The organism is Microbacterium sp. LRZ72, from assembly GCF_033792225.1.
GTDB lineage: Bacteria > Actinomycetota > Actinomycetes > Actinomycetales > Microbacteriaceae > Microbacterium.
The window spans coordinates 88,890-104,591 of sequence record NZ_JANGEX010000003.1 but is presented as its reverse complement, the minus strand read 5'-3'; the positions used below and the strand labels follow the sequence as shown (position 1 = coordinate 104,591).

Sequence of the window (15,702 nt, the reverse complement as noted above, 5' to 3'; positions counted from 1 at the left end):
CGCCGCCGACGGCGCGGCGCAGGTTTGTTGTGTATCTGACAGGCACAACACCGGCTATAGTAGTGAATGTGACATCTAGTAGTGATTAGCTTTTTAGTGTTTTAGTACAAAGTTGATCGCTGCTTTTTGTTGCGCCGGTGAGTTCCGCTCCGACAGGGCGGGCCAACAGCATGTGTACATGCGCACGCAGCACCGTCAGGCTCCGATCGGGGACACGGGCGATGGCGGCGGGCTGTGGGTCCGGGAGCCGGGTCAGAGATGAGCTCGCCGGCGTCGATGATCCAGATCCGCTCGGTGCAGGGTCACGTCGACGTCGTTGCGTTGGCGGATGCCCGAATGGCGGTGTTCGCGGCGGCGGTGCCATGGCGGGAGTTCCGCTGGTACCGCAAGCAGCGACATTTCTCGGGCTCGTACTGGTCGGCGACGATGCAGGCGCCGGTGGGGTATGAGTCGCGGCTGGAGTACGCGAACCTGCTGCTGTGCGACTTTGATCCGCGGGTGGAGTGGATCCTGTCGCAGCCGTTCCTGATGGAGGGCGACGATCACGGCACGACCCGCAAGCACATCCCGGACTATCTGCTCTCGCGCACAGACGGGTCGGTGTGCGTTGTCGATGTGAAGCCGGCGGCGAAGCTGCAGATCGCGGCGGTGCGGGATTCGCTGGATTGGACGCGGCGGGAGGTCGAGGCGCATGGCTGGGAGTACCGGGTGTGCTCGGAGCCTGATCCGGTGCTGCTTGCGAATGTGCAGTTCCTCGCCGGCTATCGGCGCAGCTTCCAGTTCGATCCCGGGCAGGTCGATGCCGCGGCGGCTGCGCTGGGAGCCCCTGTGACGTTCGGGGAAGCGGTACGCGCCGTGACTCCGATCGCGGGTGAGCCACCGTTCGCCCGTTCCCTCGTGCTGCACCTGCTGTGGACACAGCACCTGCGCACGAACCTGTCCCACCTGTTGAGCACGACGAGCGTATTGGAGCTGACATGAGCGCACGAGACGACCTTCCGCCCACCACCACCTCCCTTCCCCCGGAAGATTTCGCCGGCCCGGGACGGTCGGCGAGGTCGGAGCGCGACCGCGAGGCCGACACGGCACGGGCATGCGAGGTGCTGGGCATCCCCGCGGCGTTGCCGGTGCCCCCGCAGTCACTCGCGGAGGACAAGGAAGCGGTGGCCCAGCTGTTTCACGCCGTTGAGGAGTACCTGCGGGAGGTGTGCGGCATGCGCACCGTGCCGCCGGCGGCGCGGCATCGTCGAGCGACGGCGGAGCGCGGTTCGTCCCTCCGTGACGCGGCCTGAGCGACGGCACCCGATCAACGACCATTCACTTGAGAGGAACCATGACGATGGACAGTTGGACGCTGCGACCTGGGATGGATTTCGTCTATGACGGGGAGGCGTGCACGGTCGTGGAGATCGCTGACGGGGCGGTGATCATCCGCGACCGCACCAGCCGGCACCGCCGACTGCGGATGATCGACGTGCTGCGGCCTGCCGCCGAGGGCGGCAAGGCCCACATCCCCGGCCACACAAGGGAAGGGGATGCTACTCCGCTGGGCGTGCTGTGGGCGGACGCGACCGACTCCGCGAAGGCGCGCACCATGGAGCGCGCCGACCATGTCCGGGAGGTGCTCACCGGATACAAGTCCGGCACGGCGCAGATCCCGCGGGATGGTGAGCCGCGCCTGGAGTACCACCCGCAGCACAGTCTGCGACAGCGGACCGCGGCGAAGGCTGCCGAACTGGGGAAGGGTGAACGGACCGTGCGCCGCTGGGTGGCGCAGTACCGGGAGTCCGGGGAGGCGGGCCTGATGGACTACCGGTCCTCCCAAGCCGGGAACGCGCTGACCGGGTTCGACCCGCGGTGGATCGCCACCGCGCAGACGGTCCTGGACGAGCAGACCCCCGAAGCGAAGGTGTCCAAGAAGATCATCATCGACCGGATCAACGCGCGCACCGAGCGCGTCCACGGCCCGGGGACGGTGAAGCACCCCTCGCGTGCGAGCGCGTACAACGCGCTGGCTGAGCTGGATCGAGGGCGAAGCACGTTCACCGGCCCCACCAAACGCAAACGGTCCACCGCGAACCGACCCCCAGCGCCGTACGGACGACTGTCGGCGGTCCGTCCGGGTGAGTACGTGCTGATGGACACCACCCCGCTGAATGTGTTCGCCGTGGCCCCGGTGACCGGGAAGTGGGTGTCGGCGGATCTCACGATCGCGATGGACCTGTACTCGCGGTGCATCCTCGGGCTGCGGCTCACACCGGGGTCGACGAAATCGATCGACGTCGCCGGGGTGCTGATGGAGGCGCTGCAACCGTTCGACACGCCCACGGATTGGGCCACATCCGCCCGCTGGCCGTACCACGGACTGCCCGACACGCTGCTGGTGGACCCGACCCGCACGAAGGTGTCCCGCTTCACCCGCGCCGGCATCCTGCCGGAGACCCTGGTCGTCGACCACGGCTCCGCCTACCTGTCGGAGCATGTCACCAGCGGGTGCGCCCGGCTGGGGATCTCCATCCAACCCGCACGGGTGTATCAACCCACCGACAAGAGCCCCGTGGAACGGTTCTTCCGAACCCTCGACGACCTGCTGCAGGAGCTACCCGGCTACAAGGGTGCCGACGTCGCCGGCCGCGGAGAGGACCCCGAAGCAGAGGCCGTCTACACGGTGCCGCAGCTGGAGCAGATCATCCGGGAATGGGTAGCCACCGTCTACCACCTTCGCCCGCACACTTCGTTGGAGGATCCACACCTGCCTGGGGTCAAGCTCAGCCCCGCGCAACGGTACGACCAGGGCCTCGCCGTGGCGGGGCAGCTGCGCCTGCCGACTGACCGGAGCGTGCTGTTGGAGCTGCTGCCGGTGGTGAAGCGGCAGTTCAACCATTACGGGGTGGAGATCCACAAGCTCCGTTACACAGGCGAGTCGGTGGCGAAGTACCGCAACCGGGCCCGGTCGATCCACCGCGATAAGGGCACCGAGTGGCCGTTCTTCGTCAACCCTGACGACCTCACCAGGATCTACTTCCATGACCCGGAGGACCACACCTGGCACACCCTCGAATGGGAGCACAAGGGCAGCTTCGACACCCCGTTCAGCCTGGACGCGTTGGAGTACGCGAAGAAGATCGCAATCCGGCAGGGTCGCCCCTCCCAGGTTGACGACGTCGCCGCGCAGCTGCTGGAGGACTGGGGCGCCGGCCGTGGTCTGACGCCATCGGAGCGGCGGATGAGCGCCCGGATGGCCGCACAGCTGAACGACAAGGAACCGGACCCGGACGGGGTGTGGTCGCTACGCACCGTGCAACGGATGCTCGACGCGGAACTGACCGCCTCGTCTGATCTCGGAACCGAGCTCACCGGCTCCGTCCGCGACCCGCGCCGACGCGTCGACACGCCCGAGACCGGTGATGATGACGACGAGGACGACATCGACGAGCCCACCATCCGCGGCGACTACCACTTCGAACCGATGGAGATGCTCCGATGACCAGCCCGACGAGCGCCCCGCAGCAGCCGCCCCGCCAACGGAGCCTCTCCACCTACGAGGGCTGGACAGACTTCGCCGAACGGCCTCCCCGCGCTCGCCCTGAGGAGCTCTCGCGCGCCCAGCTGGAGTCGTTGCCTGCTCGCGATCGCGTCGTCTACGACTTGGAGCGGCGGGTGTGGCACGCGAACATCCTGCTGCGCACACGGCAGGTAGAGGACATCGAACTGCAGCTGGCGGACATCCTCGACTCCAACCTGCAGGACTCCGACCGGGTGAAGTCAGCCGCAGCGATCGACGCCCCGCCGGCGCTCGGGAAGTCGACCGTGGTGAACAACTTCGGCCGCGTGTTCCACCAGCAGCGGATCGCGGAGGCCGGGGGATGGCTGGACGCGGACAGGGACGTGCGGCACCTGCCGGTGTGTCATGTGACGCTGACGGGGCGGCTGACGATCAAGGGCCTGCACATGATGATCCTCGGCTTCTACGCCCACCCCGCCACCGCCGGCATCCTGCACCGCTCCATGGCCGGCCGGGACCTGGCCCGGGCGGCGGCGGAGTGCATCGAACGGCATGACACCCGGCTGGTGATCGTTGACGACCTGCACTTCTTGAACATGCGCACCCGCGACGGGGTCGAAGTCGCCAACCAGCTGAAGTGGCTCGCAAACGAATACAACGCGACGTTCTTGTTCGCCGGCGTCGCCCTCCGCGCCCGCGGCCTGGTGGGTGAAGGGGAGACCGGCCGGGAGGCGGCGATGGCGCAGACCTTCCGCCGATGGACCGTCCTCGGGCTCAGCCCCTTCACGCTTACCCACAAGAGGGGCAGGGAGGAGTGGGACCGGCTGCTATTCGGCGTCGAACAAGCTCTCGTCCTCACCGGTGCTCGCCCCGGGATGCTGGTCGACCTGTCCCGGTACCTGTTCGCCCGCACCACCGGCAACATCGGATCCCTCATGGACCTGATCCGTCGCGGCGCGTCCCGCGCGATCCGCACAGGGCGGGAGGTCATCGATCGGGAACTGCTCGACGACATCCGCATCGATGAGGGCGCGGAGACGGAGCGCCGCGAGCTTGAGGCGAAGCTGGATCAGCAGCTGCGAAACCACCAGGCACGCCGCCGCAAGAACCAGGACGGCGAGGCGGCCGCCGCATGACCACGACGTCGACGATTTCCTATGAGGTGCGGGTGCTGCCGTTTCGGGTGCGGCCGCTGCCTGATGAGCCGTTCGACTCTTGGCTGGAGAAGATGGCGGCCACCTATGGGGCGACGATGAACGAGATGGCCTGCGCGCTCGGCCTCATCGAGCAGCAGGAGGGTGTGGCGGTGTCGGCGACCGCGTGGATGGCGGACAGTTGGGCCACCGCGCTGACTGATGAGCAGGCGTCGCGGCTCGAGGCGTCGACGGGCATTCCGGCGGATCAGTTCCAGGAGATGACGAGAATGCGGTTCGCGCACCATGCGATCCGGTACACCCGGCGGGGGCGGATCAGTTCGCAATGCCCGGCGGCGGGGACCGCGGGACGCTACTGCCCGGAGTGCCTGGTCGATTCGGGTGGCCGGTGGCGGATGTCGTGGCAGTTCCCGTTCGGGTTCGCCTGTTTTCGCCACCGCCGCCTGCTCGTGGACCGGTGCCCCGTGTGTGATCGTCCTGCCCGGTACCGTGCCCACCCGCTCGCGCTTGTTCCCGTTCCTGGCCGGTGCCACAATCCCGTCCAAGGGCCGGGACGGGGCCCGCAAGCGAACCGGTGTCGGGCCGACCTCACGGCCGACCCGACCCGCACTCCAGTGTCGCGGGCGGTCCTGGATGCGCAGCGGGCGTTGATGCGGATCGTTTCCACCGGCGGGGCAGGGTTCGGGATCTATGCGGAGGCGCCGCAGCCGGCGGTCGCGGTGCTGGAAGACACTCGGTTGCTGTCCCGTACCGCCCGGCACGCGATTGCCGCCGGCGATCGCCTCGACATCAGTCCGCTTGGTGAGGAGCTCGTGGCGCTGTTTAGGGCGAGCGAGGATTGGACGACGGCAGTACGGGCACGACCGGATTCTGCCGTCGGGGCCGCCGTCGGCACCACCCTCGCCGTCACCGCACTGGCGAAGCCGGGCAGTGTCGCCGCGCTGCTGCAGGGGCGGCTGGCTCAGAGTTCGTCGTACACGGCGCACACGCCGCAACTGCAGACCCTGATCGCGGCCGCGCTGGGGCGTCGTCGCCGGCCGACGGTGTTCCTGCAGTCCGCACCACCGTCAGGGGTCAGCCCGGTCGAACGAGCGCGAAAGGTACCGGCACAGTTGTGGGGCGAGTGGATCACCCGGTACGCGCCGCAACGGGTCGGCAGTGAGGTGGTGGCGTCGGCGTTGGCGGCGGCGGTGGTGTTCACGGGCACGAGGCTCACACACTCCGCCGCTCTTGCATTGCTCGATCCGCAGGCGCCGGCCCGCCAGGTGACCCATGTGATGCGTGACCTCGGTCGCAGCTCTCATGACGTGGGCACCCTGCACGCGATCCTCCGGCTGGCCGCGTTCCTCGATACGCATGACGTGCCCGTTGACTACGCCCGACGTCGCGCCCTCGACTACAGCGGGATCCTCCTCGAATCCCAGTGGCAGGAGGTGTGCCGGGTGGCGGGGGTATCGGCTGGGGGTGGACGACGATGGCGTTTGGCCCGGGCGCTCCTGCACCGGACACTGTCGGGGAATCCGATCCATTCGATCCCGCCGGAGTGGGATCAGGCAGGGGTGACCGCGCCGGCCGTCGCCCGCTTCGCCGATGGACTGCCGTCAGCGGTGCGGACGGGACTCGACCAGCTCGCCGCGGACTTCCTTCTCGTCAACGGCATCGATGAGCCCGTCACATGGACACCCGAGCCTTCGGACGGTGTCCCGGACGCGCCTGCGGCGTGGGCGCGGAGCCGCCCAGCACGATCAACGGCCGCGGACGTGATGCCTCCCGATGTGTTAGCGCGGGCGTATGCGGCGGGGGCGTCGACGTACGAGATCGCCGCGGACGTGAACGTGTCCCGGCAGACCGTGGGCCGCATCCTCGCCGACACGGGCACCAAGTCGCGTCGCGGACGACCCCCCACCTTCACCCTCGATTCCGATTGGCTACGCGACCACTATGAGACGCAAGGGAGGACTATGGCACAGATCGCGCACCTTGCCGGATGCAGCGAGATGACCATCAACCGGCACCTGCACGCCGCCGGCATCACCGTCCGCCCCCGCGGGAAAGCAGGGACGTCATGACAACTGAGAAGCGAACCTCCCGTCGGCTGCAGCAAGCCGCCAGGGAACGCATGAAGGCGACCGGAGAGAAGTACACCACGGCACTGCAAGCACTCATCGATGCGGCGCCGTTGCCGAGCACATCCTCGCCGACCGCCCCACGCGAGACACTGACATCCTCCCCTGGCGAGGATCATCCTTCTGACGACGCCCGCGCCCCTGGCTGGGCTCGGCGGCGGTATATCTGGGATGACCGCTGAGGGGAGCTGCAGGGTGGTGTCGAACGACGGTGAAGTGTACGAGAAGCCGTGGTCGGCACCGCACCTCGTGCCGCTGTTCACTGAACTCACCGCTGATGAGACAGCGCCGGTGTGGGCGCGCCGCGCCGTGAGGTTCATCCACCGCCACACCCGCGAGCGTGGTCAGCCGCCGACCTTCCGTGAGGTGTTCGCGGAGCTCGCCGCCCACGACCCCGACGCCGCGGAGCGTCAGGAGGCGTGGTCTTCGGCGTCGGTGCGGTACCTGACGATGGTGCACTGGCGGCGTCGCGGATGGATCCGCTTCCGACGGGAACCGCGTACCCTCCGATCAGGTCCCGCGGCAGGCGAACTGTTTACACTCGGGCCCACGCGGTATACGCCGACGCGGAAGTCCCGCGCCTAGACAGTCCCCGGGGGCGAGTCGGGGTGGGCGGAGTCGAACGCGCCGAGGAGTTCTTCCAGCGCGACCCGTAGCTCGTTGTAGCCCATCGTGTAGAACAGCGCGTCGGAGTTTGAGGTTTCGCTGCCGTCGAGGTCGGTAATGGTCTGGCGGGCCTCACGGATTGCGATGTCGAGCCATGGTTCGGCGTCTGGGAGGCCGCGGATCCACGCGTCGATTTCGGTGAAGGGGACGGGCGTGTAGCCGTGGGCGTCGACGCCGACGTGGAACTGGTGCCCGTTCGGTCCGTGGTCGCGGGCGTGGGTGTGGCCGTGTAGGAGTGGGATCCCGTCGTCCCAGCGCGGTCGATGGGTGGTGTGCCGATCCGACTCCTGCGAGTCGCCCTTGTATGGGTAGTGAGAAGCGAGGATCCGATACCCGCGTCGGGTGCCTTCGATGACCTCCGGCAGAATCGTCCAACCGGCCGCTTCGTAGAGCGCCGCGAACCGTTCGATCGCCTTCTTCGACTGCGTCGCCGGTGACACCCGGTCGTGGTTTCCGGGGACCAGGAATCGGCGGCCGTGCAGTTGCGCGGTGATACCGATCGATTCCTCGATCGGGCCGAGCGCGACATCTCCGAGGTGGAGCACCACCTCTGTCGGACTGACCGTTTCGTTCCAGCGGCGGATGAGTTCAGCGTTCATCTCGTCGACCGTTGCGAACGGGCGATCCGCGAGTTCGCTGATCCGCGCGTGGCTGAAGTGGGTGTCCGCGGTGACGAAGTCGACCTGGTCGAAGTCGAACCGCGGATACAGGTTCACGACGACGCCCCTCTCGCAGGTGATCGGTGTCTCGCATGATCTGGTGTCTCTAGCGTGCCAGTAGGCGACGACAGGTATCGCTAGAGCTCGTCGAGATCGATCCCGAACTTCCGAGCGACATCGGCGAGCGGGACGTCCGGGCTGTCGGCGGGACGTTCCCGGGCGATGCGGGCGATCTCCTCCGCCTCGGCCGCGTCCTCCACCGCGGCGATCGCCGCCAGCTGCTCGACCAGCACCTCGACGGGCGTATCGTCGGCGGTCGCGCGGCGTCGGATCTCGGCGGCGGCGTGGCCGAGGGTGTACATCCGCTCCCACGGGTGGTCGCCGTGCCGGTCGATGGCGACAGTGTCGCGAGTGTAGCTGCGCTCGTCGCCGGGGACGAGCCAACTTTCGGTGCCGTCCGAGGTGCGGAAGAAGTCGACGTAGCAGTTCCCGCACGGCATCCGGTACACGCCTGGCTCGGTAGGTGCGGATTCGCTGCTCCGCGCGATCATGTCGCGGATGATCTGTTCCCAGTCGGTGTGGTCGTCTGTGTGCGGCACGGTGGTTCCCCTTCCAGCAGAACAGAGCAGTCTGTCATGCCGATGACGCGGTGTCCACGGCATCGGGGATCAGAGCCCGTCCACGTCGGGGTGTCCTCGAGGTGGTCTGGGATGGTGCCACACGAGCGCTAATCGAGGACAGCGGCCTGGTCGATCGCCAGGTTGATGGTGGTTTGCGCTGTGTGCCATGGAATGCGTTCTTGTTCGAGGCGGAGCGGCGGCTGTCCAGCGTCGAGATATTCCAGCGCGGCACGTTCATCTTGCGTGAGGACTGGTTCGGGTGGGTCTACGCGACCGCTCGGGTCGGCGTTCGCGAGTGGTTCGAACTCCCGGAGAGTGTCGGCGTGCATGAGTAGGGAGGCGATCTCGGGCACCCTAGCCCGGGCACGCGACAGCAGTGTGATCCCGGCTCGATCGAGGTCTCCCCAGTACCAGGTGCGTGCGGACCGCAGCCATGGGAGCGCGTCGAGCACGTCGAGAAAGTTGCCAAGCGAATGAATCACTACAAGCCCTGCTCGGTCCTCTATTGGCGTCGCGGCCTCCTTGTTCTCGATGATCAGGACGTCATCGGGGGTGAGGGGGAGGCCGGCGACTTCTTCGACGGGTGCTCGGAGTTGGCGGATGCCGCCCACGAGTCGGCGGTCGGCGGGGTCGGCGAGGATGACGTCGACGTGGTTCGGCAGTCGCCGCAGTCCGAGTAGATCGAGGTCGTTGATGTCGAGTTCAGGGTCGACGGCTTCTGCGCCAAGATCAGCCACCCGGTTGGGGATGTCGGTTCGAAGCAGGCAGATGACGATCGCCTTGTGCCGTCCCAGCCACTTGGTGTGGAGACCTGTGACAGGGACTTGGCGGGCGGTGAGCCCGGATGCGGGGTTGTTGCGGAACCATTCCACGACGCGCAGGAGCAGTTCGAAGTCGTAATCGTCGAGGTCGACAATGCGGGGCAGGATCGGCCGCAGCTGGTCGGTGGAGACGTCGAGGTCTGCCAGTTGGGGGTAGCGGGAAATCGCGGTCTGCCAGTGGTTAGCGGTCGCGGGGTCGAGTCCAGCGAGCGCTGTTGGCCCAGGGATGTCGATGTGTGTGTAGACGACCTGAGCGCCAGCGGCCGTGCGGACGGTCGCGGTTCGCAGGCTGGTAGCGGGGTGCAGGTCGTGCCAGGCACGCCACGCATGTAGCCACGTCCGGACGGCCTCTTCTTGTGCGGGGATGGTTGACGCGGTGGGTGGCTGCAGGGGGAAGGTGATCTGTTCAGGGGAGGATTGTGTGAGCCAGGCGCGCCAGGACGACTTGTAGCGGGTGGTGATAAGACGTTCAACGTCTGCGGGGCTCCTCACGCGGCTTCCTCGATACTGAGCGCTTCGCTGATCGTCATCTCGAAGATGCGCACGCCCTGCGGGTTGGCTGGGTCGGAGTTGATGTATGCGACGGTTTCCACGTGGGACTCGAACGCCGTTGCCTTCTCACGCGGCGCGCCGATGATGAGCTGGAACCCGAGCGCGGACAAGGCGGCGAGGGCCCGTCCGGTGTAGTCGCTATCGGCTTTGACAAATCCTTCATCGAGCACGATCGACGCGTAGGTGGGAGGGGCGTCCGTTCCTTCGCCCAGCCGATATCTCAGGGCTGCGCCGAGGATGAATGCGATGAGTTCCTGCCCCTCCCCGCCGCTCATCCCGGAGACACCGTCGTGCACGATTTCGACGCCGTCGGCTCTCTTCTCGATTGCCTTGAACTCGACGTGTTCGCGCGCGTCGAATACGCGGCGACGCCAGCTCTCGCCGGTTCGGGTGAGGTCGTCGAGGAGGGCCAGTTTGCGGCGCAGCCGGTTGAAGTCGCGTTCGATCTTCTCCGCGTCGCGTTCGATGGATTGGTGGAGGGTGTTGCTGGTGTACTCCGAGATCGTGGAGCGGAACTCGTTGAGCTCACCGCTGGGTTTGTCGGAGACGTCGATCGTGAGGGTGGAGTCGACGCGGAACGCCACACGCTCGAGAACCCTATCGATGGGGGCGAGGCCTCGGACGATTGAGCGGCGATCGTCATCGATCTGGACGAGAAGTCCTCGCAGCTGTGTGTTCATGTCCTGGTCGACCTGCTCGAGCCAGCGTTGCTTGGTGCGGGGGAGGTCATCGGTGAGCAGCTGGTCGTGAATGGAGAGCAGCGCCGGCAGGCTGTCGATGCTCTCGTCGATTTCCCTCTGGTTTCGATCCTCCAGGCCGCGGAATGCACGGATGGTGGCGAGGACAGCGGTCTCGAGTGCTTCGCGTTCCTTCCTGAGTGAGACGAGCTGGTTCTGCAGATCCGTGGCCGCTTGCCCGTAGCTGGCTTCGATTGCCGCACGGAGCGCGCGACCCGTCGCCGTCGTGACATCGACGGGAGGTGCGAGGAATCCGAGTGTGCCGGTGGCCTCGCGTTCGTCGGCGTCCAACACGGCGGAGTCGTCGATGAGAAGAGATGACTCGTCTTCCAGGTCGACCAGCACTCCCCACGCTGCGTTCAGAGTCGTGAGCTTCGTCTCGATCTCGCGTGCGTGCAGCTCCGACTCGGTCATTTCTGTTCGCGCGTCGTCCAGTTGCTTCTGGAGTTCGGTGACTTCGGGGGTGTTGGCCTCGGCGATCTCCTCTTGGAGCTGTCGCACCTGGTCGGCTGCAGGTGCCGTATCGATGGATGACCAGTCGAGTTCTTCGAGGAGTGTCGTGAGGCGCTGTGCCCGATCGCGTGCGTCGTCGCGTGTGGCTTGAGCGGTGTTGGACGCGGCGTCAGCGGGTGCCAGTTCCGCGGTAAGCGACGCGAGGTTCTGCTCAAGGTCGCGGCGTAGATCGGCGGTGTCCCAGCCGATGAACGAGTACCTCTGTACCGAGTCGTCCTTCACGAACCGTCCGAATGCTGCGGTGCGCATCCCTGCGCGGGTGACGGCGCCGTTGAGGTGTGACGCACGTTTGGTGTCCAGATCCGAGTCGCGTTCCACGAGCTGGTAGGAGAATCGGTCGACGAGCTCGTTGAGTACCCACGGGGCGAACGGTGAGTCCGCCAGTTCGACAATCGCCGGTACGGTGCCGGGTACCGGCTCGCGCTGAGAGCCCTGTTCGCGAACGGGAACGAGCGACACGTGCATCCGGGTGTCATGCTCATTGATGAATCGCCGAACGGTGATGAAGTGTTCCTGATCGACGACGAGATCCTTGGCGACGCCGCGCAGAACACTGAAGACGGCAGCCTCCCATGATTGGTGCTCGGCCTTGATCTGGATGAGTTCACCGAAGAAATGCAGCCGGTCCAGCGGCACGTTGGTAGCTGCGGCGATGTCGGCGCGCAGCTGAGCCGCCTCGGGAGAGATGTTGGATCGTCGGGAGCTGAGTTGATGCAGCTCGTGTGCGACCGACTTCCGTTGTCCGGCGATCATGCCCGCGCGGAGCACCGCAGCCTTGGCCTCGGCGTCAAGAGCGATCTGTTGGGTCTCCAGTTGGGTGCGCATATCGCTGAGGTCGTCCTGCAGAAGCAACAGATCACCCTGCGAGGCGGGCAGGGTGCGGTCGAACTCAGATAGGCGACGGGAGACGGCTGCGCGGTGAATGCCGATCCGGTCCAGGTTGTGCTGGGCGGTGTCGAGTTGGACCTTGAGGAGGGGTGCTTTGTCTCCGCCGGCCGAGGTGAGGCTGAGCAGGAGGTTGTCGAACGTTGTCTTCGCGTGTGTCCTTCGCGTGTTCGCTGCCTGCAGATCTTCGTTGGTCTCTGCCGTCGTCAGGCGATTGTCATCGATCCGTGCGCGCAACCAGTCGAGGAGCTTGTGGGCGTGCCAGATCCGTAGGCGCGCGGGGGTCCCTTCGGCCCGCTCCAAGAGGAGTGAAGTCTTGCGTGTGTGGTCTTTGCCCGCGTGCTGGTACTTCTCGGCGAGCTGAGGGAGGCGGGTGAGGGTCTCCAGCTGGCGTCGGGTGGCTTCGTACTCGTCATACAGACGTGACGCCTCTCGGTACGCCTCGAGCGCGGTTCCCCACCGGTCGAGCGCGAGCGGCTCGGTGAGCACAAACTCCTTGAACAGCGCGTTGATGTTGAAAATGCCTTTGGAGGCCTGGGCGCGGCGCAGCAGGTGCATGGCAAGGCGCTGGGATTCGTCGGACTTGCCCATCTCCATCACGGAGCGCATCTTCGCGTGGATCTTGCTCTGTGAGGAATCGACGAGATCACCGCGGCTGGTGTCGATCAGGCCGCTGAGCGTCGTCTTGGTCAGGGGCGATGAGCCGGAGCGGACACCGGTGAGCCCGTTCAGGCGGTCCAGGTCGAAGTCGCCGGAGACGAACCCGTAGATCGTATTCGCGTTGATCGCGTCGGCGCCGGTGGTGTCGCTGGCAACCCATGCGAGTCGAAACACCGTGACCCGTCGGCCATCGTCATGAGCCCACGTGATCGCAGCGCCGCTGGCGAACCCGTTTGTGCCGGGTGGACGCACGTAGGTGGTTGTGCCGGAGCGTCGGTTCTCGTCACGCCGCCGGTCAGTGAGCCCACGCGCGTACGTGTATACGGTGCGCTCGCGCTTCTGGCCTTTGTCGTCGCGTGCGGCCTGGTTGAACTCTTGCGGGTTGGGAAGGATGACCGAGGCCATCGCATCGAGCAGGGTGGACTTGCCGCGTCCGGACGGTCCGAGGATCGCGGTGCCGGCACGTTCGACATGCATGACCTGTAGGTCGGAGTATCCGCCCCAGTTCAGGACCTGGACCTTCTCGATGCGGAACTGCCCATTGATTAGCATCAGGACTCCTCGTCAAGGAGCTGGGCTGAGTCTTCGGTGCCATTCCCGTCATTTGCGGTGGCGCCTGCCCCGAGCCGGTATGCCGCTTCCAGCCGCGTCAGTTCATCGACGCCGACAAGAGGTACCACGACTGGCGAGATCGTGTAGAGGTAGTTGGCGTCAGGGTCCTGGTTGAGCAGCCGCAGATCCTGCAGCTGCCGGATGGCGGCGGTGACGCGACGATCGAACTTCGCCTGGTCGCCGTCGTCATCCTGGCGGTAGGCGCTAAGGAACTCGTCGATCTGAGCCCGGGTGACCACGACGAGCTCGTCCTGGGGGTCGGCGTGGGCGCACTCCTGGCAGAGAAAGATGAGCAGGAACGAGGCGTCGCGACTGAGCGGGCGATCTTTGCGGAGGATGCGGGGAGTGTCCTCCTCCATGATCTGCCGTTTGAATGCGACGCCGTGGTCGTGGTCGATCTCCAGTGTCAGGTAGAGATCTGCGAGGCGGCCGCGGATCTCTTCTTCATACCCACGCAGGATGTCCCACACGGCGCGATTCCTCGTCCGGGTGATGAACCGGTTCGTGAGAAGCACGACGAGCGCGCGGCGGGCACCGTCAGGGAAATCCTCGGGGGCGTCAGGCGCTAGCTCTCCTGTATCGGTGGTGCCGTGTCCGTCGCTCATTCGTGCTCACCGATCATGATGGGTGTGTCGAAGCGTAGATGGGGGAGCGCGACGTGGAGTGCACGTTCCTGCGCGGGCTGGAGTGCGACGCGATCTCTGATGTGGTCTGATACCTGGCCGTAGGTGATGGCTAGATCAAGGAGGGAGACGAGTGCTCCCAGCCGTCGGAAGTCTGGCGGCGTCGCGTCGAAGACTTCGCTGCCGGTCACCGCACCGCGCTCACGGATCAGCCGGTTCACGGTCCGGGCGACGACTCTCGGGCTCGTCCCAGCCGCCAGCCGCAACGCCTCACGATCCGCAGTCGGGAGGTCTGCGTGCGGCGAGATCGCGCGGACCTGAACCTCTTGAGGTCCCCGGTCGATCCAAAACTGGGTCTGGGAGATGTCGGTGGTGTCGATCGTTCCGATGCCGAGCACGTCGCTGTCGATCACCGCGGGGCCGGGGTGCCGTTCGACCCATTCGGCGCCGGCGCTGAGCGCCCGGTCAGCGAGGGCGAGGAGGCGCCGGTGCTTCTCGTGTGTGCTCCTGGTGAGGAAGCGCCGCAGTGACGAGGTCCATTTGACGTAGCTCTGCTGTACGCGAAGTTGCGCGGCGAGCAGGGTCGAGAACATCGTCTCGAGCTGCGCCCGCTCGGTCACAGTCATGTGCTCGCGGGCGAACTCCTGGGAGAGGATCTGATCGATGTCGTCCGGGATGGATTGGGCCTGCTTGGACGTCAACAGCCTCGAAAACCCTTGGTAGGAGCGGCCCTCGGGGGTGTCGCCGAGGAGGTCGTGCTCGTGGAGGTAGTCCTCGACGAGCTCTGCTTTGGTAGGACCGTCGGCCATCGCTCGTCGGGCGACTCGCTGGTGACGGTCCTCGACAAGGGTGCGCAGTTGCCGGAAGTCCGCAGGCAGCGTGCGGGTCATCGCCAAGATCTCACGCAGCTGCTGTTGCTGCTCCTCCACGGTAGACAGCCGGGTCCGACCAGACTTGATGTCGTCCCGCTGCTTCTTGAGCCGGGAGATCTCCCGATCGATCCGACGAACCTGCACGCGCCGGTCGGGGTTGGTCATATCCGCGAGCGTGTGGACGGCATGCGCGATGCTCTCTAACCGAGCCGTGGTGACAGTGGTTTCACCGTCGACGATCTCACGGACGAACTGCAGGGCTCGCAGCGAGTAGGCGGAGAGCCGGTATCGCAGGCGGCCAGCGTCCATCTCCGTTTCCAGCCACCGGTCCTCGACCCACTTTTTACAGTGCTCGGCGGGAGTACGATCTCCCGTCATGCTCGGCAAGGCGTCGATGGTCTCAGCGACCCGCTCATGGAACCACTCCGCGGAGACGGAACCATCGATGGTCTCCAGGTGGGTGGCGAACAGCGGCAGGACCCAGTCGCGACTGTATGCGCCGAGAAGACGAAGAGTCGGGTTGGTGTCGACGGCTTCAGCCAACTGCTGTGGTGTTGCTGTCAACGGGTCCCCCCTGCCGGCCTCAGGTGTCGCCAGTATCTCCTATACCGACGACACGGTGCCGCTTTGGCGGGCGGACGGGGGCTCGAGGAGGGCGAGGATGCGTGCGCCTGGGCACCCTCATCCGCCAGATGCC

General features: G+C 66.3%; 13 protein-coding genes. 7 read left to right on the top strand and 6 right to left on the bottom strand.

Features of this window, described 5'->3' with window-relative positions; all coding sequences use genetic code 11:
- Positions 1–258 precede the first annotated feature (258 nt).
- From M4I32_RS05300 to M4I32_RS05270, 7 genes are read left to right on the top strand one after another with little or no spacing between them, the layout of a single operon-like run.
- The gene (locus M4I32_RS05300; protein ID WP_319033431.1) at positions 259–981 is read left to right on the top strand and encodes a TnsA-like heteromeric transposase endonuclease subunit; all 723 of its coding nucleotides are present in this window, start codon (positions 259–261) and stop codon (positions 979–981) included.
- Entirely contained in the window at positions 978–1,292 is a 315-nt protein-coding gene (locus M4I32_RS05295; RefSeq protein WP_319033430.1) for a hypothetical protein, read from the top strand. Before M4I32_RS05300 ends, M4I32_RS05295 begins: the two co-directional genes overlap by 4 nt.
- Before the next feature lie 41 nt (positions 1,293–1,333).
- Entirely contained in the window at positions 1,334–3,487 is a 2,154-nt protein-coding gene (locus M4I32_RS05290; RefSeq protein WP_319033429.1) for a DDE-type integrase/transposase/recombinase, read from the top strand.
- Positions 3,484–4,641 (top strand): AAA family ATPase, encoded by a 1,158-nt coding sequence (locus M4I32_RS05285; protein ID WP_138174604.1) that lies wholly within the window; start codon positions 3,484–3,486, stop codon positions 4,639–4,641. The genes M4I32_RS05290 and M4I32_RS05285 overlap by 4 nt, the downstream gene beginning before the upstream one ends.
- Entirely contained in the window at positions 4,638–6,728 is a 2,091-nt protein-coding gene (locus tag M4I32_RS05280; RefSeq protein WP_138174602.1) for a TniQ family protein, read from the top strand. Before M4I32_RS05285 ends, M4I32_RS05280 begins: the two co-directional genes overlap by 4 nt.
- On the top strand, positions 6,725–6,967 hold the full coding sequence (locus M4I32_RS05275; RefSeq protein WP_228179188.1) for a hypothetical protein: 243 nt from the start codon (positions 6,725–6,727) through the stop codon (positions 6,965–6,967). Before M4I32_RS05280 ends, M4I32_RS05275 begins: the two co-directional genes overlap by 4 nt.
- Before the next feature lie 13 nt (positions 6,968–6,980).
- Entirely contained in the window at positions 6,981–7,370 is a 390-nt protein-coding gene (locus M4I32_RS05270) for a hypothetical protein (protein ID WP_175987719.1), read from the top strand.
- On the opposite strand, the gene M4I32_RS05265 is transcribed toward M4I32_RS05270, so the two are convergent.
- The 6 genes from M4I32_RS05265 to M4I32_RS05240 all read right to left on the bottom strand — a co-directional run bounded on the left by M4I32_RS05265 (position 7,367) and on the right by M4I32_RS05240 (position 15,548).
- Positions 7,367–8,167: a metallophosphoesterase gene (locus tag M4I32_RS05265; protein ID WP_274636627.1), complete on the bottom strand. Its 801-nt coding sequence runs from the start codon at positions 8,165–8,167 to the stop codon at positions 7,367–7,369. The two genes, M4I32_RS05270 and M4I32_RS05265, sit on opposite strands and share 4 nt — an antisense overlap.
- Before the next feature lie 80 nt (positions 8,168–8,247).
- Entirely contained in the window at positions 8,248–8,709 is a 462-nt protein-coding gene (locus tag M4I32_RS05260; RefSeq protein WP_138174597.1) for a zinc ABC transporter ATPase, read from the bottom strand.
- A 128-nt stretch (positions 8,710–8,837) separates the two neighbouring features.
- Positions 8,838–10,043 carry a Wadjet anti-phage system protein JetD domain-containing protein gene (locus M4I32_RS05255; protein WP_274636626.1) on the bottom strand — a complete coding sequence of 402 codons (1,206 nt, stop codon included), beginning with the start codon at positions 10,041–10,043 and terminating at the stop codon, positions 8,838–8,840.
- On the bottom strand, positions 10,040–13,450 hold the full coding sequence (locus M4I32_RS05250; protein WP_274636625.1) for an ATP-binding protein: 3,411 nt from the start codon (positions 13,448–13,450) through the stop codon (positions 10,040–10,042). The genes M4I32_RS05255 and M4I32_RS05250 overlap by 4 nt, the downstream gene beginning before the upstream one ends.
- A complete protein-coding gene (locus M4I32_RS05245; RefSeq protein WP_274636624.1) occupies positions 13,450–14,115 on the bottom strand; it encodes a DUF4194 domain-containing protein in 666 nt (221 codons plus the stop codon). Before M4I32_RS05245 ends, M4I32_RS05250 begins: the two co-directional genes overlap by 1 nt.
- Entirely contained in the window at positions 14,112–15,548 is a 1,437-nt protein-coding gene (locus M4I32_RS05240) for a DUF3375 family protein (protein ID WP_274636623.1), read from the bottom strand. The genes M4I32_RS05245 and M4I32_RS05240 overlap by 4 nt, the downstream gene beginning before the upstream one ends.
- Between the last annotated feature and the right edge of the window lie 154 nt (positions 15,549–15,702).